At 41.9% G+C, this 23,747-nt stretch carries 22 protein-coding genes; 5 read left to right on the top strand and 17 right to left on the bottom strand.

Annotated features, from left to right (window positions below; genetic code table 11):
- Nucleotides 1-156: 156 nt before the first annotated feature.
- From fbpC to ABK447_RS10310, 3 genes are all read right to left on the bottom strand, one after another.
- Entirely contained in the window at nt 157-252 is a 96-nt protein-coding gene (fbpC, locus tag ABK447_RS10320; protein WP_025284905.1) for a Fur-regulated basic protein FbpC, read from the bottom strand.
- A gap of 72 nt (nt 253-324) precedes the next feature.
- Complete coding sequence (locus tag ABK447_RS10315) at nt 325-831, bottom strand: isoprenylcysteine carboxyl methyltransferase family protein (RefSeq protein ID WP_003153565.1); 507 nt, start codon at nt 829-831, stop codon at nt 325-327.
- Complete coding sequence (locus ABK447_RS10310; protein ID WP_100001527.1) at nt 831-1,931, bottom strand: type III polyketide synthase; 1,101 nt, start codon at nt 1,929-1,931, stop codon at nt 831-833. The genes ABK447_RS10315 and ABK447_RS10310 overlap by 1 nt, the downstream gene beginning before the upstream one ends.
- Before the next feature lie 165 nt (nt 1,932-2,096).
- Between ABK447_RS10310 and ABK447_RS10305 the strand changes: the two genes are divergently transcribed.
- A complete protein-coding gene (locus ABK447_RS10305) occupies nt 2,097-2,705 on the top strand; it encodes a GNAT family N-acetyltransferase (protein ID WP_100001529.1) in 609 nt (202 codons plus the stop codon).
- 28 nt (nt 2,706-2,733) lie between these two features.
- On the opposite strand, the gene ABK447_RS10300 is transcribed toward ABK447_RS10305, so the two are convergent.
- The gene (locus ABK447_RS10300; protein WP_015240072.1) at nt 2,734-3,042 is read right to left on the bottom strand and encodes an MGMT family protein; all 309 of its coding nucleotides are present in this window, start codon (nt 3,040-3,042) and stop codon (nt 2,734-2,736) included.
- Nucleotides 3,043-3,273: 231 nt separating this feature from the next.
- On the opposite strand from ABK447_RS10300, the gene ABK447_RS10295 reads away from it, so the two are divergent.
- Both ABK447_RS10295 and ABK447_RS10290 read left to right on the top strand, forming a co-directional pair.
- Nucleotides 3,274-3,543 carry a hypothetical protein gene (locus ABK447_RS10295; protein WP_015240073.1) on the top strand — a complete coding sequence of 90 codons (270 nt, stop codon included), beginning with the start codon at nt 3,274-3,276 and terminating at the stop codon, nt 3,541-3,543.
- A gap of 514 nt (nt 3,544-4,057) precedes the next feature.
- The gene (locus tag ABK447_RS10290) at nt 4,058-4,642 is read left to right on the top strand and encodes a DUF421 domain-containing protein (protein WP_072589190.1); all 585 of its coding nucleotides are present in this window, start codon (nt 4,058-4,060) and stop codon (nt 4,640-4,642) included.
- Between the two features lie 244 nt (nt 4,643-4,886).
- On the opposite strand, the gene ABK447_RS10285 is transcribed toward ABK447_RS10290, so the two are convergent.
- Entirely contained in the window at nt 4,887-5,453 is a 567-nt protein-coding gene (locus ABK447_RS10285; RefSeq protein WP_100001531.1) for a cysteine hydrolase family protein, read from the bottom strand.
- 364 nt (nt 5,454-5,817) lie between these two features.
- On the opposite strand from ABK447_RS10285, the gene ABK447_RS10280 reads away from it, so the two are divergent.
- Complete coding sequence (locus ABK447_RS10280; protein ID WP_015417694.1) at nt 5,818-6,093, top strand: hypothetical protein; 276 nt, start codon at nt 5,818-5,820, stop codon at nt 6,091-6,093.
- A 460-nt stretch (nt 6,094-6,553) separates the two neighbouring features.
- On the opposite strand, the gene ABK447_RS10275 is transcribed toward ABK447_RS10280, so the two are convergent.
- A complete protein-coding gene (locus ABK447_RS10275) occupies nt 6,554-6,784 on the bottom strand; it encodes a DNA-binding protein (protein WP_052586126.1) in 231 nt (76 codons plus the stop codon).
- A 248-nt stretch (nt 6,785-7,032) separates the two neighbouring features.
- Nucleotides 7,033-7,176, bottom strand: coding sequence for a hypothetical protein (locus tag ABK447_RS10270; RefSeq protein ID WP_162918044.1), 144 nt, complete (start codon nt 7,174-7,176; stop codon nt 7,033-7,035).
- A gap of 179 nt (nt 7,177-7,355) precedes the next feature.
- Between ABK447_RS10270 and ABK447_RS10265 the strand changes: the two genes are divergently transcribed.
- Nucleotides 7,356-8,171 (top strand): hypothetical protein, encoded by an 816-nt coding sequence (locus ABK447_RS10265; protein ID WP_025852550.1) that lies wholly within the window; start codon nt 7,356-7,358, stop codon nt 8,169-8,171.
- Nucleotides 8,172-8,261: 90 nt separating this feature from the next.
- Here ABK447_RS10265 and ABK447_RS10260 read toward each other — a convergent pair whose 3' ends face one another.
- From ABK447_RS10260 to ABK447_RS10215, 10 genes are all read right to left on the bottom strand, one after another.
- On the bottom strand, nt 8,262-9,695 hold the full coding sequence (locus tag ABK447_RS10260; RefSeq protein ID WP_228841460.1) for a glycosyltransferase: 1,434 nt from the start codon (nt 9,693-9,695) through the stop codon (nt 8,262-8,264).
- A gap of 179 nt (nt 9,696-9,874) precedes the next feature.
- On the bottom strand, nt 9,875-11,035 hold the full coding sequence (locus tag ABK447_RS10255) for an N-acetylmuramoyl-L-alanine amidase (RefSeq protein ID WP_349909987.1): 1,161 nt from the start codon (nt 11,033-11,035) through the stop codon (nt 9,875-9,877).
- Nucleotides 11,036-11,080: 45 nt separating this feature from the next.
- Nucleotides 11,081-11,503: a phage holin family protein gene (locus ABK447_RS10250; protein WP_046341333.1), complete on the bottom strand. Its 423-nt coding sequence runs from the start codon at nt 11,501-11,503 to the stop codon at nt 11,081-11,083.
- Between the two features lie 51 nt (nt 11,504-11,554).
- Complete coding sequence (locus ABK447_RS10245) at nt 11,555-11,740, bottom strand: XkdX family protein (RefSeq protein WP_079891870.1); 186 nt, start codon at nt 11,738-11,740, stop codon at nt 11,555-11,557.
- Entirely contained in the window at nt 11,740-12,102 is a 363-nt protein-coding gene (locus tag ABK447_RS10240) for a hypothetical protein (RefSeq protein ID WP_046341335.1), read from the bottom strand. Before ABK447_RS10240 ends, ABK447_RS10245 begins: the two co-directional genes overlap by 1 nt.
- A complete protein-coding gene (locus ABK447_RS10235) occupies nt 12,099-13,922 on the bottom strand; it encodes a BppU family phage baseplate upper protein (protein ID WP_349909984.1) in 1,824 nt (607 codons plus the stop codon). Before ABK447_RS10235 ends, ABK447_RS10240 begins: the two co-directional genes overlap by 4 nt.
- 14 nt (nt 13,923-13,936) lie before the next feature.
- Complete coding sequence (locus tag ABK447_RS10230) at nt 13,937-16,501, bottom strand: peptidase G2 autoproteolytic cleavage domain-containing protein (protein ID WP_025852567.1); 2,565 nt, start codon at nt 16,499-16,501, stop codon at nt 13,937-13,939.
- A gap of 53 nt (nt 16,502-16,554) precedes the next feature.
- On the bottom strand, nt 16,555-18,258 hold the full coding sequence (locus ABK447_RS10225; RefSeq protein WP_025852569.1) for a phage tail spike protein: 1,704 nt from the start codon (nt 18,256-18,258) through the stop codon (nt 16,555-16,557).
- Nucleotides 18,259-18,272: 14 nt separating this feature from the next.
- A complete protein-coding gene (locus ABK447_RS10220; RefSeq protein WP_025852570.1) occupies nt 18,273-19,112 on the bottom strand; it encodes a phage tail domain-containing protein in 840 nt (279 codons plus the stop codon).
- The gene (locus ABK447_RS10215; RefSeq protein WP_046341341.1) at nt 19,106-23,593 is read right to left on the bottom strand and encodes a phage tail tape measure protein; all 4,488 of its coding nucleotides are present in this window, start codon (nt 23,591-23,593) and stop codon (nt 19,106-19,108) included. Before ABK447_RS10215 ends, ABK447_RS10220 begins: the two co-directional genes overlap by 7 nt.
- Between the last annotated feature and the right edge of the window lie 154 nt (nt 23,594-23,747).

The raw sequence follows: 23,747 nt of genomic DNA, 5'->3' as shown, positions 1-23,747 counted from the left end.
ATCAAATGACGTTTTTCATTTTTAGAAAGCTCTGAAAAAAACCTCTCCCCCATTTTACACAAGAATGGCTCACTTTTCTTCAGGAAACGCAAAAAAGCCGCCGATATCGGCAGCTGATAAAGAAAAAACACCCGCGGCAGGAAAAACCGCAGATGTTTAAGAAGACATCGATTTATTCGAAACTTTTTTCAATACGAAACCAATTAAAACACTGTATGTACAAACGGCTGCAAATAAAAATAACATTGTCATTTTCGGCACCACCTTGAATGAGAATCATTTTCATATTTATATCTTATCATGAGTGAGAATGATTTTCAATCTCTATTTTGCGGTGTTTTCTTCTAGCGCTTTCTCTTCGGCGCGAATCCTCACAGTGAGCATGCAGGCATTGAGAATCGAAAAGAGAAACAGTGTCCAATACGCTCCGTATAACAGCGGCAGAAAAATAAATTCTAAGATGACGACCGCGTAGTTCGGGTGCTTCATCCACCTGTACGGCCCCTTTCTGACAAGCTCCGCATCCGGCACGACAAGAATTTTCGTATTCCAATACCGCCCTAATGATAATAGCGCCCAATACCTGATCCCCTGTACAAATAAAATAATACATATAATGGCGGCCCACCTTGGAGAAAGCGTTTTTTGAAACGCCGCCACCTCAGCTGTAAGAGAGACAAAAAAGAGCACGTGCATTAGGACGAGAAAGGGATAATGTCCTTCTCCGTATTCGACTGCGCCTTGCTTTTTCACCTTTTGCTCATTGCGCCGGGCCACGATCATCTCCGCAATCCGCTGGGCCGCAAGCAGCATGATAAACAGCCAAAACATTAAGAAGCCCCCTTTTCCCAGCTGAACAGCAAAAGCTCAGACGAAAATCCCGGCCCGAGAGCGCCGATCAGCCCTTTCTCGTTTTCTTTCTGCCGTCCGTGGAGCAACTGTTCTTTTATCACATGAAAAATAGTTGCGGAAGACATGTTCCCGTGTTTTTGCAGCACCTTCCGAGATGCCGCAAGCTGACCGGTGCCCATTGAAAGACTCGTTAAATAGGCGTCAATGACCTTTTTCCCGCCTGGATGGGCAAGAAAGGTTTTAATGTCGTGAGGACTGACACCATATTCAAATAAAAATTCATCAACATTGTTCTTCAGCCACTGTGAAACCAGGGTGGGAATGTCTCTTGAAAAAATGACTTGAAAACCGCTGTCCGTGAATTCCCAGCCCATCACATCTTCCGCATCCGGCATCATCACCGATTGAGTGGCGAATATCCGCGGAAGAAGCGGCTGTTTGACGTCGTTTCGGTTCGCCTTTTCTCCTCCGATTAGTACTGCGGCAATTCCGTCCGCAAACAGGGAAGTTCCGATTAAGTTGCTTTTTGACTTGTCGTTCGGCTGAAACGTTAAGCTGCAGAGTTCAGCCGCGATGACAAGCACGTATGCTTCAGGATACGCGCGGCAGTATTCGTACGCCCTGGACAGGCCGGCCGCTCCGCCCGCGCATCCTAAACCCCAGATCGGTATCCGTTTTGTTTTCGCAGAAAACGGAAGCTGATTCATCACTTTCGCTTCAATGCTGGGTGTCGAAAGCCCGGTGCTGGAAATAAAAAAGATCGCATCGACTTTTTCATATGGAAAGGGATTTGTTAAACAATCCGGGTTTGTTAAACAATCAAGTGCCGCATCCGCACTGTGCTTGACGGTTTCTTCCGTATACAGCCGGTTTTTTTCTGAAAAACCCCGTGCCGTTTTATACCATTCAATCGGCCGGACAAACTGCCTTGATTCAATTTCGCCGTTTTGAAAGGCTTTTAACAGCCGGTCAATATCCTTAAATGAATCGGCAAACATCCCTCTCGCAAAATCCGCCGCCGTTTCTTGCGAGACATGATACTTCGGAATGCTCGTTCCGACAGATAACACATATGCCATGCCCATCACCTCTTTACATAAAGGTTCCCGCTTTTTTCCTGAATGTATGCATAAGTTTGAATCGAGGATTTCACTGACATGCCATTTTAATAGGAAATTGGCCCTTTTGAATAAGAAACCCTTCGACTATACTTGATCCATTCATAAAAAAAGGTTGTGATTGGGATGCTGACACCTGTCATTCTTAGAGGGTCACTCGTTCAGTTAGAGCCGATGACGATTGATCACACTCAGGCACTTTGTGACGCTGCTTCAGAAAATAGGACGACTTACGCTTACACCCATGTCCCTGACGGAATCGAAGAAACAAAGCGTTATATTGAGCGCGCGCTTTCCGATTATGAAAAAAGACCTGCATTGCCTTTTGCAGTACGGAGTCTTGAAACAGACCGAATCGTCGGAAGCACGCGGTTTATGGATGCGGAAGTGTTTACGCGGCCGGCGGACGCATCTCCGGAAGTGTGTGAGATCGGCAGCACATGGTATGCCTCTGCCGTGCAGCGGACTGGTGTCAATACGGAATGTAAACTTCTGATGCTGACTCATGCGTTTGACGTGTGGCAAGCTGTCAGGGTGACGCTGAAAACCGACGTTCGCAACCAGCGCTCACGGACTGCGATTTTGCGGATCGGAGCCCAATTTGAAGGGATCCGCCGCGCACACATTCCGGCTGTCGACGGCGGTCTCAGAGATACCGCCTACTACTCCATCCTTCGGGAGGAATGGCCTTATATCCGGCAAAACCTTTCTGGCCGGCTCAAAGCATATAACTGAAAAACCTGCCGATATACGGCAGGTTTTTTTACATATTCGGATCATGGACGTATAAATTGAGATCGATCCGTCCGTCTGACGTGACCGCTACCCCCTCAGCTTCAAGAGACAGCTTCTGTACAGAAAACATCTCTTCGTCTCTCAATCCGATTTCGCCCTTTGCATTGATGACCCTGTGCCAAGGAAGACAATGCTTTTTACTCATGGAGTGAAGAATCCTCACAACCTGCCTCGCTCCCCGCGGACTTCCCGCAAGATCGGCAATTTGACCATACGTCATCACTTTTCCTTCAGGAATCTGTTTAATAATGGCTACCGCCCGTTCCGTAAATGTCATGCAACTCCTCATTTCGGCTAAAAATGATTTCCCTAGTATCATACAACAGTTTTGACGTCATATGATGATGCCTTACTCTGGAGGCTTAAAATAAGATGATACGAGTTAATAAAACTCATGGGGGAAAATACTTTCTTATATTCACAAAAAGTTAACATAAGTTTATATGGACAAATTTTACATACAGTTATATAATACAGTTGTATCAAATAAAAAAAGGGAGTGTTTTAAATGAAATTTAAAAAAGTTTTAACCGGTTCAGCTCTATCACTTGCTTTACTTGTTTCTGCTGCTCCTGCTTTTGCAGCAAGCCCGGCTGCAGATGGCGGGAGTCATAAAACTGCAGCTCCTCAGGCAGTGTTAAAAACTATATACATCAATGCTAATACACGTGGAGAACTTCTTAATGTAACAGTATTTGCTGGAGTTAAATACTATTTAAAAGATGCCAAGCAGAACAGTGATGGTACATGGACTGGTGAATACCAAGGTTGGTTTTAAGATTATCTAAGGGATAAGAGATTTTTCTCTCATCCCTTTTTTCATAGTTGTTTTCCCTACTAACCTCCTAAAAAACACGATCAGCGAAGAGCGTTGTGCGGCGATCCTAAGCAACCGTATTTCAAGCTCTGTCTCAGCAGCAGATCGGTGTTCCTCAATGCATTTTAGCAGGATGTCTCAGTATGCATCCTTTTTTGTTCCCAACCATGCCGCTTTTCCTATGACTTAATTGTGTTAATTGACAACTCGTTTTTCTTGGCAAGGTTCTTCTATTTCATGCCTTTACGCACTCCTTATACTCCTTGGTGTGCTTTTCAGCCACCAATATTCACCGCCGCCTCTTGTATTGGAGATTCCGAAATGAATTCACCCTCGCAGAATAGTTTCTCCAGTTAGAAAAACACCTAAAATGAATAAAATTAAATGTAAGGGCAATAATTTTTCGTGAGCAAGTACACATAAAACCTCTTACTTGCTCTTTTATTTTTGATAAAACACAATCCAGGGTGATAACATGAGATTTGCTTGGGAAGAATTAATTATAATTGCATTCGGAATGATTTTACTGAGAATTTCAGGGAGAAAATCCATTGCACAAATGACCATTGCACAGACAATGGTCATGATTTCAATCGGTACGATTATCGTTCACCCCATTTTAGAAACCAGTTTATTGAAAACATTAATCGCTGCGTCTATCCTTTTTAGCGCTTTGATTTTGATGGAATGGTTTCAAGTAAAAGTAAACTGGATTGAATCTTTTTTAACCGGAAAATCTAAATTCGTTATAGAAGACGGCCAACTCAATATAGAAAACTTAAAGAAGCTGAGGCTGACAGCAGATCAACTCGAAATGCGTTTAAGACTTCTTGGCATTTCAAACATAAACACAATTAAATATGCCACTTTAGAAGCTAATGGACAATTAGGTTACGAATTAAAAGATGACTGTAAGCCTTTAACCATCAAAGATCTTAAAAATGTGATCGATCCAAAATGTCTTAACAAAGAGCCTCAGCCTCAAAAAGATGATCAAGCCAATATATTCGAGGAAATCAAAAGTCGCCAGGCCCAGCACAAGCCAAAAAATCTTGAATAATTCGCTGATTAGTAAAGCCTTTTGTTATTCAAAACCGATGCCGAATCAGACCGTTAACCGCCAATCATTTTTTACCGAAACCGGTTTACAAGAAACAAAAAAAGCATCTGAAGCAGATGCCTTTTTTCAATCGATATTGCGACGATGAAAAAAGTCGGCAACCCCCGTATTTTCCGACGAGGTCCTTGTATGAGCCTGAATTTCAGCCGCCTATCTCTACCGCCGGCCTTAGCCATAATGTTAATCAGTTTGTTTTTATAAAATCATTGATTAATTGATCAGTCGTTAATATTGTGGCGAATTCATCATGCAATGTTGCCAGAGATATATTGTGAATAGTCTCTGCATCATAATATGTATCATTTTTATCTCTCATTCCGAAGGCTGCTGTTGCATCTGAAATCAGGTATGTATCAAATCCTAAATTACCGCTCATCCTTGTGGTTGTTGAAACACAGTGCGGCGTAGTCAAGCCAGTGATTACGACAGTTGTTATATCATTTGCTTTTAAAAGCTCTTCTAGATTAGTCCCAATAAAGCTGCTGTTTACTTTTTTGGTTATAATGACTTCTTTTTCCATAGGTTTAACGATTTCCTTTATAGCAACCCCCTCATTTTTTGGATAAAATAAAGAACCAGGTTTATCAGAAATATGTTGTATGTATATGACTGTCCATCCTTTTTCTCTCCATAATTTCAGTATTTTGCTGATATTTTCTTCCGCCTTTACGTTATTTCGGTCTCCCCACTTTTTATCATCAAAGGCTTTTTGTACATCCACAATGATTAAAGCTTTTTTCTTTTCTGCCATCAGATAACCTCCTATATTGAAAATCCGTATTTATAACATTTTAAATAAAGATTTTACTTTTGTACAATTGTTTCAGTGTTAAATTTCATATCGCACCTTCCCCGTTATAAAAGCGCTGGAATAGCTAAAGCAAACACTGACTCAAAGGCTGCAGCTCACCAGAGGCCAGCAATATTCAACTCTTTTTCTCTATATACTTATCAATATTCTGAAATAAGCCGCAATAGTGATTGAAAGCATCGCTCCTATCGCCATCCACTCCCCTAACTAAATTCGCTCACAAAATATTAACAAAAAAACCCTTGGTTATTTTTGTATTGTATGTAATAATACAAGTGTATTAAAAAACAAAGGAGTGTTCAAAATGAAATTAAAAAAAGTTTTAACTGGTTCTGCCTTGTCTCTCGCTTTACTCGTTTCCGCTGCCCCTGCTTTTGCATCTAGCCCTGGTCATACAAATAGCGACTCAACTCAAACAAAAATTTCGACACAAGCGACCAAAGATTCTTTTACAATGGATTACCTTCATAGATGGGATATCCCAAATACAACTGTTAAGAATGGTGTTACATATTACCTTAAGAAAGTAGAGATAATCGAAGGGTTCTATCGCGCAACTTTTGAAGGATGGATTAATTAAAAGAAGGGGCTTTCCCTTCTTTTCACTCTCATTTGTAAGGATCCGTGCACAAGATACTCGTTCACGTACATATAGTCCGGGACGGTTTTCGGCGAAATAAGGCGGATGCCCCATCACTCAATTTGTTTCTTTTCAAACAATGAAACTAATAAAAAAAGAGGATGCCTCACAAAAAGTTCAGCAAACCTTTCGGAAGCATCCTCGATCTGGATAAAATAAGATGTTATTTTAAAGAAAACGGATCACTAACCCTCTTGAACCCTTGTCACATCAAGGGTTTTTTTCGTTTTAGGAATCATATTATAAATAAGTTGTTCACTTACCGCACACTTTCATAACGTGTTATTTCCCTTTAAATTCACGCTTTTGAGCACTTCTTAAGCAGAAACGAATTCACGCATTTTCATTCTTGGATGTGATTTTTGTTATTTTTGTGTTATTTTCTTCGAAATATAAATCATTAATCATCATACGGCCGATACTTCTTCCGACCAGCTTCCAGTTCTTTTTTTTGTGCCTCAACATGGCTCAGAAGAAATAAACTCACTGTTCCTACTTTCTTAACCGGATTCAATTTCCCAGAGCTCACGAGAGCGCTTAAACGCTGCCTCGTGACACCGAGGAATTCTCCAGTTTCCGCTGCAGTCAGTACTTCTTTTTGAATGAACTGTATCTTTTCATTTTCTGTCATGTCTGTTCTCTCTCCAAATTAGAATAAAACCTTTTAGTATGGTGACGAACGCAGCCATATATAAGATGACAACTGCAATCTTCCCCAATGTTCCAGCTGTTTCAAAATCAATTGCAACAATACCCACTAATATAATAAACAACGTCGTCATATCTAATGTATTGTAGTGCTTTAAATATTTTTTCATATCATCGTGGACGTGATATAATGTAGGAGCAAGGGGATTACTCCCCTTGTCTTACTATGTTTTAGCGCTTCTTGCTTGTCCGGCGGGAGCGCTTTTTTCTGTTCTTCTCTCGCTTCTCGCTTTCCTTCTGCCAAATATCATAAATATTTTTGACAATGGTTACGATTCCAGCGATGATAAGAACTATGTTTCTGATCTCGTCCACTTTAGCACCTCCTTTCGATACTTTTATTATACCAAACCTATTTACAACAGTCAATAGGTTTACGTGAAATAATCTCCTTTATTGAAAATTTTTTATTCATATCTCCGCAAAATAAAAATATAGATAAACATCCTCAATTCCTTTAAAATGGAATTATCGTTTAAATCTAGGAGGAAGTTATGTCTTTATTTTATTCACTATTTGCAGCCCTAATGATAGTTGGAATATTCATAGGGTTGTGTCTGCTTGTTTTAAAGTCTACTAGAAAATTTGGAATTCAACTTACGATTGGATGTTTGTCAATCCTGCTTCTAATGTCTCTTGCAAACAGATTCATTTTTAAATTTGGAGATGAACATGAAGCAGCTATAACTCCACAAACATTTCATAAAATTAAAGAAGGCATGACTTATGAGGAAGTTAAGAAAATAGTTGGCGGGAAAGCTAGATCAGAAAGCAATTTATATGCAGGTTCTAAAGAATACGTTTATTCAGGGAAAGATGGGTTAGAAAGTGGATCAACAGTTACTCTGGAATTTGACGATGATGAATTAAATTTTATATCTGAAACAGGCTTAATTAGTAAGCGAGAAGATGAACAGAATGAAGATGAGGATACGACTACTGTTATAGAAAATGAAACAGAAGAAGATCAAATCAATGATTTAGTTGAAAACAATTTAAAAAACGTCTCTATCGATAAAATTGAATTGAATCAAGATATGAGTAAAAATAAAGAAAAGCAATACATAGCATTAGTTCATTTGTCATTCAATCTGAAAAATACTCCCGAAAGAGCAAAAAAAATAACGCAGACGTATAGCGAAGATCTAGCTGCTCGAATAGGCGACAAAATAAAAAGTGTTGACCAACTGATCATATTTTGGAAAATTCCCTACTTAAATGACAATGCCGTCCTCGCAAAAAATTCATACGTAAGATCTGGAAGTCACTTCATTATTGCCGATCAAGCATACCAACCACCTTTGCAATAAAATAAACTAAAGATATGTGTTTTCAATGATCAACCTTAAAGAGTCTCATACAACAAACAGCCCCTTCATCTGATAGAAGGAGCTGTTTTTTTATTCATTCAACAAGGCAAACCATGCTTTCTGGTAAACTTTCTGGCCAAACCCTTTAAATATAGACTTCGTGCTCTTAGACAAACGTTTTCTTGTCTTTTCTTCAGACATGATTTTTATTACCCTGTCTGCCAATTCATTTTGGGTTTTAACTAGATAACCATTTTTCTCGTTCTGTATCATATCTTTAGGGCCGTATTTAATATCATATGATGTTACCGGTGTACCTGCGGCTAAGCTTTCAAGAATGGTTAGTCCAAATCCTTCAGATTTTGAAGTGAGGATTGAACAAGCTGCTTTTTGATAAACCTCAATTTTGTTGTCTGTAAATCCTTTTAATTCAATATTTTTCGTTAAGTTTAATTTTTCAATTAGTTCTTGAAAGTATGTTTCATGCTCACCCGTGCCATAAATTTCGTATTTCGCATCTGGAATAACATCAACTACTTTTTTGAATGCCTTTATAGCTTCCTCTAGACCCTTTTCTTTATGATAGCGGGACAAAGTTACCGCTAGGTGCGGATTAACCTTAGAATTATCCTTCTCAGTGTCAGGTTTACTTATTCCATGTGGAATAACGCGATAATTCAATCGCTCTCCAAACTCGTTTGAAAAGTCATTTTTTTGTTCCTCAGTCAAAAACACAATCTGATCAAATTTATCAGGGTTCTTGAATAAAGCATTATATTGTTGACTTAATTCAAATTCACCCTTCTCATTTAAATCGTAATGATTAGTGTGCAACACAACAACTTTTCTCACATCAGATAATCTTTTATCCAATAATAAACTGAAATTTTTAGGGTTGTCAGACATGATGATTGGTGATTCAATCTCTTTTGTTCGATTAGCTATCCAATATGCCGCCAGGTCTTCTAGGTTCTTAAATTCTAAAGGCTCGGGATAGAAAAGATTGCAGCGGAATATCTCTTCATCTTTAGGCTTTAACCATGTTGTGAGATAACATTTCCCATCCTTTCCGAAATAACGATCTAACTTTGGTTTGTTGCTGAACAAATCCATTTGGCGTTCACGTACTAAATAACCATCCTCGTTATATTCTTCTCTGCGAAGCCTGTGTCTAGCTTCATTCATGTAATCAATATATGCAAGCCGTCCATTGTTATCGAACTTTTTGTACTTTACATACAGACCATCTTTGAAGTAACGAAAAGCATTGTTTGCTTTAAAAACGATGAAGCCTTCTTCTTCTTTATTCGGATTCCCTTTTATACGATGATCTTCTTTACTGTTCTTAAAAGGATCTAGATCATTGAATAAATTATAAACCTTCACTCTTTCATCCAGTTCATTGGTATTATAAAGATTTTGAATGATACTTCTATGATTCTTTTGAAAAAGAATGGTTAGAAATTGAGTTTCTTTATACTCTGAAACGAGTGTATTCGCTCTATGTATTGTTGCTTTGGTCATACCGCCTCTTTTTGTATTTAAGGAATTAAATAAAAAAACCGGACTAACGAGAGACATATTTTATCCCCTTTTCATATTTTTTCACTAGATTATATTACTATAAATGAAATTTTAATGAAATAGTCATATAAAAAGAGAATAATTACAGGAAAACCCTCCTTGTATAAAGAGGGCTTTAGTTATTTTAATAATGATTCAATCTTAACTCTGGTTTTCGGCCCATAAATTCCGTCAGGAGTTAAACTATTCATCACCTGAAATCTTTTCACTGCATTCGCCGTCTTCGGTCCATACGCACCATCAATACCAAAGTTTTTTGCGTTTTTATCTGGATAATAATGAAGAGCCGCTAACGCAGTCTGGATCTGTTTTACAGACTCCCCTCGGGTTAACGGGTTTGTGACTTTAAAATTACCCGCAGGCAAGCTGAATTTTGATTTTTGAGTGGTTTTAGGCTTTGAGGCTTTTACCTTCTTTTTGCCGCCGCTTTTCAGCTCATTATCACTCTTAAGATAGGAGACATTCACATATCCGTGGAATGTCTGGCCTTTTGAATTGGTGTATTCAACATATCCCCATCCGTTGACAGTTGATCCAAGCTGATATTTTACAACCGTGCCATTCGGCAGGTTAAGCACCATGGAAGAAGAAGCGCTCCGTTGTGTACGTAAAACAAGGCCATCACTTGAAACCACCGTGTTTTTGATGAATCTTCCTTTATCTGTATGGGTAACATCTGGATTTGATACAACTGGCACCGTTACAACCACGCCGGCCATTCGCTTTTTAACACGGGTCTTAAAATCGGCAAACCCTTGAGAGTTGCTTACCCACGGCGCCGGGCAGATTTTATGTGTGATATCGTAATGTCGAACAATGTCATTGATTGGATCGAGTTTATACATTTTGCACAGCTCGGCACAAACTTGTTCTGCACGAGCGATGGTATCCGGATGGAAAGTGCCGTTCTTTTCAATGCAAAGCTCCACGCCGATAGATAAGAAATTTGCATTCGGTTTCAACGCCGCGACACCCCGGTAAGGCTGCCCGTTAACGAATTGCTGAACGTCATTCGCATGATAGGCCACCTCATTCAACGGAATGATGCAAATAGCCTCTGTACGATCGACAAAGATATGTGCCGATGCAAACGTCTGTTTTTTCTCAGACAGATTTCTGTTCTGTACGGGGAGCGTTTGACCAAAGTATCTATAATGATTGGCAGCAGGCGCGCCGGGGTTTGCCGTGTAATGCACCACCAGTTTCTTCACGCCGTTGTTTTTGATTCCCGGCCGCGTCCATTTGTTAATATCAATATATTGGTTTCTGTATGCTGACATAAAAATCTCTCCTATTCTGTTTTTGAATACAAAAAAGCAGCCGGATTAACCAGCCGCCTGATCGTCTTTTTCTTTTGTCTGATCGTTGTCGCTTTCAATTACGTGTAGCCGGTCAGTGATGACGGCCGGGATTTTAACGCCGATCTGCGCCAAATTCTCCGTAATGGACAGTCCTTCGTTTGCGATATAAAAAAGAACGGTCCCGAAAGTCAGAACACCGTTCAAATTTGTGATTGTATCAATAACATTAGCCACAATTACAACTAAAAAGCTGAGCATCTTACGGACGTACCCGAACCATGCGTTACGGCTGCGAAGCTTCTTGAGCTTCCATGCTTTAATAATTCCTGTCACGACATCCAGAATACTGAGGATGAGAAGTAAGTCAAGGTATTTCACCTCCCCGAAAAGATATGTTCTTGCGATCTGTAAGCTTTCAAAGTTCATCCACACTTGTATTCCCTCCATTTGTTGATCACCTCCCTTGAGGCAAAATAAAAACACCTCTGCGGGTGTTTATTAGCTCCCTGTCCCGCCCACATCCACACTGATTGGCTGTTCTGTAGCGGGATAGGTTAAACCAGTGATTTGTTTATATTGCTCTTCAGTAATTCTGTTCAATTCAACAAAACGGGCGACATTAGCATTCGTATAATAGTTTCGGCCCCAGCCATAAATAGTCTTTATATTTGAAAACCAATCCACTATGCTTTTCCTCCCTCTGCTAACATAAGAAGCAAGTCAGCCAATATTTTTGACTGTTCCTCGGCTGCGCTTTGAGCTTCTGCCAGCTGCTCCATGATGGCGGCATTTTGTTGTTTGAGAATATCAACAGCTGTTGGTTCTCGTACACTTTTTGCCTGCTCTAATATGGCATCCTTTTCTTCTCGTGTTGCCGCTTCTACCCATACTTGCTTGCTAGGATCGAATTTCGGCTTAAAAAATGAAGGTGGTTGAATTAGCGTGCAATTTTCAGGAATAATATAATTTCCTTGCTCATCTACTTCGCTAATAATAGAAGGTCCGATAAAAATAAAATCTTCTCCATACTTGTATGCTTGAATCATGTTGCAGTTCCTCCTGTTTGTAGCGGCACAGATACATCTATATAAAAACCATCTAATCTATTTGAATCAAGTGGCGTTGGATATTTAATCTTTAAGTCACCATCATCGTATACAATCAAATTTGCCGTTCCCCCTGTTCCGCTTAGAGCAACCGAAACGACAGCCCCTCCTATCGGCGTGTACTCAACTGGTATTGACCCAAAAATAATTTCTGCATCTACCCTTACGTGACCTCGTAATAACAACAAAGAACCCGATTTTGCATATATTGGCGTGCGTGTCCCCACGGTAGCACCGTTTTTCAGCGTAATATTTTGCCACACAGGATTTTCAAAATCATTATTTGTAATGAGCCGTTTCCATCCTTTAAAAACACCGTTAGTATGAACCGTGGTATGCCACAAAGTGTTATCATGGCTACGCCAAGCTATGATGGACTTTCTTCCGGAATCGCCTTCGATAACATCATAGTTGAACCAAGAACTATCATTTACAACAGGATTGTTTTTGACTGATGTGCCATTCGCATAATAATAACCTGAACTTAACGCTAGAACGTCTGTCTCATTTACTAATTGTGTTCGTTTTCCGTCATCCTTTGTCAACTTCGTCATCTGGCCGCCATTCCACTTGTCTTTTTCAGTTTTTGTTACGTGAATGTCCGTTTTATCGGCATGAACATCGACTTTTGACTGCGCCCCTTCCACTGACTCAAACTCACGCCATGACGTCCAAGAATCCGAGCCTGAGATTTTATTACGCATAAACTTTCGGCGGCCTGACGACGTTGAGTCGCTGCTGCTATAGGACGTATATTCCTGATATGCATACGTTCCGTAGTTGTGGACGAATAGATACCCGTTATTATTCACGGGCGCATTTAATGCTGTCGTGACACTGCTCATATAGTATAAGCCTGTATCCGTTACCGTATTGAAATCAGCACCGCTTAGATACTTCGCCAGCCCATTATCTTCCGTTAATTTAAAGAGCTGTCCTGCATTCCATTTATCCTTTTCAATTTTTGATGTATGTCTTTCTCCGTTGTTATCGTGTTGTCGAAAAGCATAGTAATCAGCCTGTTTGATATTATCGACTTTATCAAGTCCAACTTGTGCCGCAGTAACCTTGTGCGGGTTTGAAGTGTCAGAGGTGTGTTTGTCAAAATCCTCTTTCTTTGCTTGTACGTCATTTGTTACGGCAGATAGCCCTATCTGCGCTTTTGTTACTCCATGTGGGTTACTTTTATCCTTTGAGTGCTTATCAAGATTCGCCTGAACAGCGTCAGCCTTTTCTTGCGAGCCCTTTTTCGTTTCAACAGCTTCGAGATCGGCAAATTTCTCCCGTAATTCCCCAACGGTTTGACTGATTTCTTTAACGGTTTGGTTTACCCCGTCTCTCAGCGTTTCAAAGTCGTCAATGTAGTAGTCAGCTGTCGGAATGATGTTCTGATCTTCTAACGTTTTAGCGATAGAAAAGGTGAAAAATGAAGTTACCAGGGATTGTCCGTTTGTATAATATAGTTTGATTTCAGCCTTAACAGTTCCGTAATGCTTCAGTTCCTCATCAGACAAAATGTATTCAGCTGTACCATTGACTTTATCTATAAGTGTAAGACTCTTTTTATAAAATGATCCGTCAGCATATAGCAGAACGATTTTTGCATCCAATGCTGACAAAGGCAACGGTACGCCATCCTTCACAAAAGAAAAGGACAGCTTGGCGCTGCCCGTATCTTGCGTCATAAATTGTATGTTAGTGGTTCGGCCGTTTGACCGTCCGGCATTAATATCGAATGACACGCTCCCCGTTTTATACATCTTTGATTCCTCCCTTAATGCTGCGGCGTAACTAGCATCTGCGCTACCCCGTAACCTTTTTTCACATCGAACGGAATTTTGATTTTCATAACAGTTCCGTATCCGGCGCTTTCCGCCTTTGTTGCAACACCATTGATGGCAGAAACACTATCGCCGACTGTTACTGTTTCGTCGATCCTAACGAAGACTTGACCGATCAAACCGATTACATGCCACTCGTCCCTTTCCTCTCTTGGTTTGTATTCCGCTTCAGGCTTATAATTCGGATTTTCAATAGGGATCTGAAGAATTTCATTTCCATCATTCACCTCACGATAAACCAGTCCGCCAAATTCATCGCGAAGATAACGATCATTCCAATAAAACGATGCTCCACCGAGCACAACGCCGGCTGTTTTTGAAACAACGCCAAGAATCTTGTCCCCTACATGAGCTTTACGAATCTTATCGCCTTCTAACGCAACAAGATAAGATGCCTCAATCTTTGAGCCGTCGGCAGATTCAAAATACTCCGCTAAGTCCTTTAAATTAGACACACTTTCAATAGCGCCTGTAGCTCGAACATTCCCATTTTTAGCATTAAGTTCAATCTTTTTATTCGCTTCTGATGCGCTGCCATCACCATGCCCCATCGCAAGGGAATAAGATTTACTATTCTTTGTAGCCTTTGAAAACATAACACCGGAAGAAGCTCCGTCTCCGGTCGTATGCGAATCGTACGAAAACATTACACCATTTCGTGATCCTTCTGTAGATGCTCCACCTGCGTTACCAGCAATCAGATTTCGTTCACCCTTTGCAATTGTTGATCCGGTATTTGCAATGATAGCACTGTAATTCGTAAGTGGATGCCCGGAAGATGTTGCTGCGCGGAAACCGCCTTTAACGTTATTAGGAACGACAGAGTGCTTTTGGTCACCTAATACTGCCGCGTTTCTATAGCCATAAGCCCTTACTGCAAGGATGTTCGTTTGAGTATTCGGCGACGTAATGCCCGCTATACCATTCGAGCCGTGCAGTAAACCATTAACTAAATTTACATTGTATACGCCGCCTCCTATTCCGATCCCGTTAGGTGCTGATTCATGGCTTGCAAAATCGGAAATGAAGACATCATCTGTTCGTTGATCGCCGCCAACAATCCGAATGTCATATTCAGCAGTTTTAAATCCAGTTACTTGAAGATTGGTAACGTTTATCTTTCGACTTTTATATTGAAACGCAATAACTGAATCTCCTTTATAGTCGTATGTCGGATCCCCAATCGCTGTAAAACCAATGATTTTCACTCTCTGATATGCCGAAACAACTAGCGCCTTTGGAGCTAGTCCTTCATAAAGCGAATTGAACCTTGGTTCTCTTGACGTGCAGTCTACTAACGTCACATCACGTGCAGTCTCACTCCACGGATCCGTCGCTAAATGATGCCCAATGTGTCGCAAATCAAATGATCGGACGTCCCGAAAGGATTCATGACCTCGAATATGGACGTTACAAGGTGCCGGCCATTCTGCATGGGCCTTAACTTCTACCCCGCGGACGTTACCTTCAGTATAGTTATCAATCACCCAGACATGCTTAGAACCATCATCTACTTCAATACCGTTTGAATTGGCACCACCTTTACGATGTGCCTTCCCGGTAGGGTTTGTCATAACATTATGTGTAATGAAAACGTATTCGCTGTAGTGTGTTGTAATGCCATCGTCACCATAACCAGAGCCAACACAGCGGTCAATCCAAATATACTTACTGCCAGTTGCGGTATAATTTTTAGCAGTTATATCATATGTCGGTGCAGTTATATCGAAGCAATGCAACCCCGGATTAATACCCTCAACTTCACGGATGATACCGAACTTGACTTGCGCAAATGTCAAGCAGCTTGAATGTATCCCGCCAGTCGCTCCTACACCGCCTTGACGTTCCGGATTCCAATCAAGAGACATACCTTCAACAACGATATTCCGGTTCCCTAACGTATGATCAGCATTTGTAACAACCCACTCGCTGGCCGGTGTATCTTCATGGAGCTTAAGTGTAGTGACACCCATACCTTGACCAATCATATAAGTCCAAGATGGAAGTTTGACTCCTTTAACAACATATGTGCCGGCTGATAGCATGAGGCGAACCTTACCAGTGCCAATTGCTCTTTTAAACGCTTCTGAACTATCGGTTTCTCCGGTTGGATCAGCACCGAAGTCATCTACATTGACGGTTCGTTTAATCTTTTGGAGAAGCTTGTTATACTCTTTATCCAGCCGCTCCTTGAGCAATGGAGTTATATTTCCTTCAGCATCAACCCGCGCATCCACAACTTCTTTTACATTTGTTCCATCAGCATTTAAAATCAGGTTGCGTATCCGGTTATATAGACCATCGATATATGAGCGTAAAGAAAAGCCGCCATGGTCAATTTGCTCCGACGAGTGGGCTTTATTGCTCTTTTTATGGCTGTTTATCTCGTTTTCAAGACTATTCAATCCATTTTCAACGGTCTCAGCATCTGCTCTTTGTTCAGCAATATACCTTGCGTTTCTAGTGGTGTCATAATCCTTGATTAACTTGAATCCCAATGTGTCACTCTCCTTTCAAGACAAAATAAAAAACACTCTTAAAAAGAGCGCTTCTAAATCATCATTCTCAGTTTTTGTACATAACGCTTTTGATCTTTTAATCGCTTTTCTTGCTCCATCCGGATATCCTGAATATCTTTACGGAAATTAGCAAAGTTCAATGTTGGTTTTGCATATGGATTTAAGGGCTTATATTGAATGGAAAGCAGCCGGACATCGTCTTCATAGGTTACGCCATAAACTGTATCAGCCAACACATGAAGTGTGTCTCCTTTCCAAAAATCATCTTGTATGTTAAGAAGCTTTGGCTCATAGATGTATTCATAATCCACCTCGATCTCCATTTTCGGGTAAGGATTCACGTATTTTTTAAGCGCCTCCATCATGCTGGACTCTTTTTTATAACGCTCGTCGCGCAGTGGCTCAGCCCACCGCGGCATACCATCAAGCAGAAACTTATTTTCGTCAGGGTGCTTATAAAGGACCGGCTCAAAGACGTACTCCGTTTTTTTGCTGTCGGTGCTGCTGTTTTCCTTTATTGCTCCGTACCCCCGTGCTCGGGTAGAGCAGCCGTCTGTCGATGTTTTAATTTTAATGCCGGGCATATTATAACGAGAGTCGAGAGTGTGATTGATACGCTTTCCCATCTTTTTATAAACGTATATCTTGTAATTATCCACATCAAGCTCTAAGCTGTAGTCTTCCACAATTTCGCTTATCAGCTCATTCGCGAACTTATCACCAAAATTCTCCTGCTCCACACTTTTAAATTCACTTTCCTTGTCTTTGAAAATGTAAGAGAATTTCGTCCCCTTCAATGTGAAATCAAGCATTTTTCGTACAGTCAGTGTGCCGCTGATCGTCTCTTCTACATAATGATTGTTCAAAACGGCAACGAAAACATGGCTTGCAGAAACTTTCTTGCTGAGTGTTTTTTCCTGATCAACCTCAACCATCGTAATAAAGTATTTTTGATGGTTGAATTTTTTTTCGTCCAAATAAAGGATATTGTCATTTATGAGCAAATCATATTCAATGCCATTATCAGCAGTCCGAGTGATCGTAAACTCAATATCTTTTTTTCCGGTGGTGTCATCTAATAGATCCGGATCGGCTCCAATGACTTCGACCACTTGATTTCCGTCTTGGCTGGAAACATGCAACTGAGGGAAGTAAACGTCTTTTGGCAAGTTTTGATTCAGCGTAATGTCTTTACCATCATATTCTTTACTTGGTATATCCGGCTCAGGATCTGGTGTGCCTGGATTACTCGGTTCGTCTGGTACTCCTTCTGATGTATCATATTTCGTTAATTTATAGGTGAAAATGAGGCTGTTCAATTTTGTTGCGTAATTTGGGTCGGTAGCATACCCGGCTTTGACGAGAGCCGCAGTTGCTTTCTGATAATCTGTTTCCCCGACGACAGCTTTATAATGGTTTTTGTCCCAGCTAAGGCCATTCAAGTACAGGTTCGCCAGGTCTTGTATAGATTCTTTCCATGAAGGGTACTTCCTGAATTTAGCCGGAACTTGTACATTTTCTCCGTTGATAACTTCCCATGTCTGCATAATGACATATTGGCCGTTGTATTCGCCCTTCATACCGAAAAGATTATGCCCTTTTGTCGCCAATTCACTTGTGCCCCACGCGCTTTCTAAGCATCCTTGAGCAATGATCAGTGATGCGAGAATACGGTGCTTTTTATATATTTGCTGGGCGTCGCCGGCAATCTCTTTAATAAAATCTGTATTCGCCATATAAACCGCCTGCCTTACAAGTAGTAGAACCGTGTGTCAAATTCTATGACAAAATCATCGGCATTCTGAACTTCAAACTCATTCCATCCAATTTCGAGATTCGGCAGACGTCCAGATGTTTTTATTGGTTTATTATTGAGCAGCGCGTATTGCTTTAAAAATGATACCTGCTGTGACTTCTTCAACTCTTTTTCAATCGTTAATTTCTCGCCATTAGTATGATTGATTAGCGTTACATTCTTCCCCTTGGCGTTCAACAGGACGTTATACGCGTGATCTAGTGGATTGATTTGGACATCTCCGGAATTAAAGACAGAGAAACATTTCTGATTCTTAAAATAATAGACCAGGTTGTCATCTGATTGCAGGTTCATACCAATGTTCCAGTTCTCTCCTGACTGATTCTGCGCTGTTTTGGTTGAATGCTTAGACTCTGCCATTCCGGTAATATTGGTAAACTCGACAGAAAAAACAGCATGTGTTTTCTCCTTTTCTTTGGAAATGCTGAAATTCCCATCACACATAACGAGGAAACGGCGATTCGGCCATAAGTCAGTAGAAATATAATAGGCAAATGGCTTCACCAGTAAAGCATAGAGCTGATGTCTAAGTATATAGAAATTGTTGTGAATTTTTGAATTCAAATATACTTCTACAGTGACTTTTCTTGATGAGTAGGTCACATCACGTGGATGCTGTGCTGAGATAACACCATGACGCCGCGGGATCGTAATTGTTTCCCGATTGATAGCCGGAGCTTCCGCCAAAAAACTCAATACTTCAAATTGAGGGAGCAAGCTGTCAAGGCTCTGCTCCCCCAATCCGTTATCAAAATCCAAAAATAGTTTTACCAAGCAGGCTTACCCCCATTTCTATATTGTTTTCTTCTATATCGGTCAGCGCTCGTTTGGTCTACTCGGGCCCCGTCAATATAAGTGTTGTTATCTTTTAAGACCAGCTGTTGCAGTAGCTGAATGTTCTGCTGGAGAGCGTCAATCTGCTGCCCCATCATGCTGATTTGCCTTTCTTGATTCTCCACGACCCGAGTCATATCGATATTGACGCTTCTATCATTTTCAGGCTGTGCTGCGGATGCTTTTTGGAGTAATAGCAAAGCCTTTGAGATCATCCCTTCTTGCAGTGAAGGCAGTACGCCAAGCTCACGCCCAACCCGCGCCCACAATCCGATATTCCTTTCGCGGTATGCTGGATCTTTCGTAATGGTAGTTTCATCGTACCCTCGTTCGTTGAGGACGGCGAGCTTGGAGCCGCCGCGCCCCGGAGAAGTACCGCCCTTTGCATATCCCACATACGGGCCGCCGCGCGCCATTGATTTCAAGCCGGGATGATTTGATATATCTCCATATCGCCCTTTGATGTAATTAATGGCCGCCAGAATGTTGTCCACCGGATTAAGTATGTTGTTATGACCCGGAAATGCGTTAGAGGAAAACGTACTCGGAATGGTCTGCATTAACCCCCTTGACGGGTTTCCTGCTCTTGCATTGGAATCTGTAAGGTTAATGGCATTCGGATTTCCTCCTGACTCTTTCATGGCAATCGTGATTAAGCCGGGAACCCATGAAAACGGGACACCAGCAATGCCGACCGCTTCCGATACCCATTTTTGGACCTGGGCAGATCCAGTTGTTCCTTTATAGGCATCTGCCGTAAAAAATCCCACATCCGGCAAGACCCCTTTTAAGAATTGAAGGGCACCGCTTTTTAGCGTTTTGAGAATACCAGTCCCTAACCCGTCTATTCCGGTTCCTGTTTTAAACGGGATCATTCCTTTGAAAATGCTGCTGATTATCTTTTGCGGCCCTTTGATAATCATATCCATAACGTCAGAAGCGACGTCCTTCGTTTTGCCAATGACATTCTTGCCGACAGAGACAGCGCCTTTCACCAGCTTTTTCGACCCCTCAAACGCATTCTTGAAGAAGTTTCCGACCCCATTTGCATAACCGGGAAGTCCTGTGGCAGCTGCTTCTTTCGACTGAGCGTGCGGAAGAACAGACGTGCCGCGCGGAAGATCCCACACTTGCGGGCCGCCCATTCCGACAATGTAAGTGCCGATGCCGGGCGTGTGAGCAAGCTCCCATCCTTCTTCGCCGACTAATGCCCGGCCGCCTGGGTGGAAGTCTGTTCCCTTGGCATAGGCTACCCCCGGTGCGATTTGCATAGAGGAAGGCTGACGGTTATCGTATCCAGCAGGCTTCCACTCTGGGATAGTATCCATGTGCATAAATTCTAAAATATTATTGATCCAGCCAGTAACAGCATTAACTCTCTCAGCCAAGTCTACTTTAAATAGGTCCCATACACCGAGTACCTCTCCAGTTTCTGTATTAACTTCGCTAATATGCCCAGCAGCTTGTTTTTTTGCCTCTTCTACGACACCTTTATGAGTTTCTTTTGCTTCTTTAATTGTCTTTTTAGCCTGACTCCTTGCGTTTTCAACGGTTTTATCGTGTTCTTCTTGAGAAATTGACCCTTTTACATAACGTTGCTCATCCGCGGCATCAATAACGGCATCACGTTGTTTCTTAGCTGCTTTAATTGTTTTCTCTTTTGCCTTGTTACTGTCTTTTATAACAGCAGCCGCTTGTTTAGCAGAAAGATTAGACGTCTCTTCTTTTAACTTTTTAGATATCTTTATCTGCTCAGCCTTGCTTCGTGAGAGCGCAGTCTCCATTTCAGAGAGCATTGCAATTTGGATTTTTGCTATTTCTTTATTCTCTTTTTCCGTGGTTTTTCGATTTTCGCGGGCGGCAGTCTTATAAATTTCATCTACTCGATCAACATACTTTTGGATCTTCTTTTGTTTTTTCTCGTTATAAGCATCAATTTTGCCAATGATTTTATTTTCTTCTTTATCAGACATTCCGTTATTAGAAGCATAAAATTCTTTCAGCACTTTAGTTGCATTGGTCGCGCTGGTTTTGTATCCGTTTTTCAAAGAATCTCCCATGTCTTTAAAGCGCTTTGACATGTCATCTGCAATATCAGTCGTGATGGTAGCATTGGTCGCTTTCAGGGTGTTCAGCTTGGCTGTAACCTCAATGTTCATGTCTTCATAGGCGTTGACGGCTTTTGCTGTGGATTTTGATACACCGTCTCCAAAATCAATTGTTGCCGGGAGCACTCGTTTCTTTAAATTGTCGTAATACTTAAATCCGGCATCAGCTAAAAGAGTCACACCCGTAATTAACGCGCCGACTGGTCCGCCTAACAATCCAAGTCCGCCACGTAAAAGACCGACAACAGCAGTGCCTTTTTTAAGTATGTTAAACAGGCCGAAACCGCTTTTTGCAAGCTTCATAAATCCGCCGGCCCCTTTTACGGCATTTAATCCGGTTTTGATAATTCCGGCGCCGAACTTTAACAGCTCAGGAGCAAAAGTAAGAACGAGTCCGGCAATTGTTCCGATTGGACCGCCGAAAAGAGTTAGACCAGTACCGGCCACACGGGAAGCGCCGCCAAGTCCGCGCATCGCTTTCGAGCTTCTATTTGTCGATTGCTCCAGCCGGCCCACTCGCGTCGCTGCCACGGCGTTTGTTTGGTTGAGCCTTTCCATTCGGGTGGCTGCTACCGTTGCCGCAGTGGAGGTTGTCGCAATACCAGCTGCCGCTGTTCGGGATGCAGCACCTGCCGCAACAGCTTCAGTCGTATAAACGCCGAGACTTGCAGATGCCCGATTGACGTTACCGGTTAAATATCCTCCAGCCGTGCGGAGCATATTCCAGCCTGCGGCGATCCTCGGTAAAGCTCCAAGTACCAACAGAAAAGCCCCGCCCAAAAGAGAAAATACCGTAACTGCTCCACCTGTAATAGCGATGGTGCTCGCCACAGAGTGTGGTAAAGAATCAAACCATGTCACTAATGATGTCAGTCCGTCAGTAGTAGCCCTGATAATTGGTATAAACTGATTTCCTATGGTGATGACCGCGTTATTTGCTGCAGATTTCAGATATTCTACAGATCCGGCTAGGTTGTCCATCTGCGTGTCAGCCACTTTTTCAGCAATGCCGCCGCTGTTTTCTATTTCCGCTGTAAATTCTTGCAGTTTATCTTTCCCTGCATGCATGAGTGTGATAAAACCTGATAGAGCATTCTGTCCGGCAAGCTGCTTGGCGATTCGGATTTGTTCTGTTTCAGTATAATTTTTTGTCTTTTCTGTGATCTGTCCCATGATGTCGGCCAGCGGGCGCATCTTGCCAGTAGAGTCCGTCACTTTCAGACCTAATTCCTCAATTGCGGAAGCCGCCGGCTTAGGCGGAGCCGCCAAACGTGTCAGCGTTGCTCGAAGGGCTGTTCCGGCCATGTCTGCTTTAATTCCGCTGTTTGCCATAATACCGGTTGCTGCAGCCAACTCTTCCATGCTGACACCTGCTGTTTTAGCAGCCGGAGCCGCGTATTTCATCGTTTGGCCAATCTCTTGCAAAGTGGCATTAGAGTTCGTGAACGTATACGTCATTGCATCAGCAACACGGTTTGTGTCCTCTGCCTTAATATGAAATTCAGTTAAGATGTCAGAAACGATATCAGCCGTAACGCCGAGGTCGGTTTGGCCGGCGGCAGCCGTCGCAAGCAAGCCGGGCATAGCACCGATAATTTGGTTCGTCTTATAGCCGGCCATCGCTAAATACTGCATGCCTTCGGCTACTTGCCCATCCGTATATTGCGTAACAGCGCCGAGATGTCTAGCTGTTTCTGTTAATGATGCCAATTGATCGTCCGTTGCATTCGCCAATGCGGCGACACGACTCATATCTTTCTCGAAGCTTGCTGCGGCCTTAACGGTTGCACCGATCCCAAGCGCTCCGGCGGCACCAATTCCCGCTAACGCCTTTCCCGTGGCTGTTGCGGATTTATAAACAGCATTCAGTTCTTCTGATACATCCTTTGAATCCTTTTTAAAAACAGAAAAAACGCCTGCGGCTCGACTGCTGCTGTCTGACATGGTCTGAAACTCTTTGCCGACTTTATTCAGCTCTTTGCCGAGATTCTCATGAACCGCAATAGCATCATTCAAACGCCGCGCCTGAATCTGTGTCTCCCGGTTGTCTTTTCCTTTCTGTCTGACCAGTTCTTCATACCGTTGACGGTGTTCTTGGACTAATCTGCCTTGAATCTTATACTTATTGCTTAAGCCCTCCATCTGTGATTGCAAGAGCTTTGATTGGTTGCCGACATTTTTATAAATGCTTCCGGCTGCCTTCATTTCTGAATTTGCCAGGCGCATCTGCCTTTTTAAGCCCTCAATTCCTCGGTTAAATCCTGTATCATCAAGGCCGACCTTAACGACCATATTTCCTATAGGTTGAGCCATATGTATCCACCCCGCTTTCCTGGCAAAGATTCAACAAAAAAGACAGGCTATAAGCCCGTCTAAAAGAAGACATCTTCAAATTTCACTTCTTCTGGTTTATTGGTTTCGGTCAATATCTCTAAATAGTGATATATGTCCATCTCGTCAATTGCGT

Origin of the sequence: Bacillus sp. hwrm1 (genome assembly GCF_040207805.1) — a bacterium.
Taxonomy (GTDB): Bacteria; Bacillota; Bacilli; order Bacillales; family Bacillaceae; genus Bacillus; species Bacillus velezensis.
This window is presented reverse-complemented; position numbering and strand designations above follow the sequence as displayed.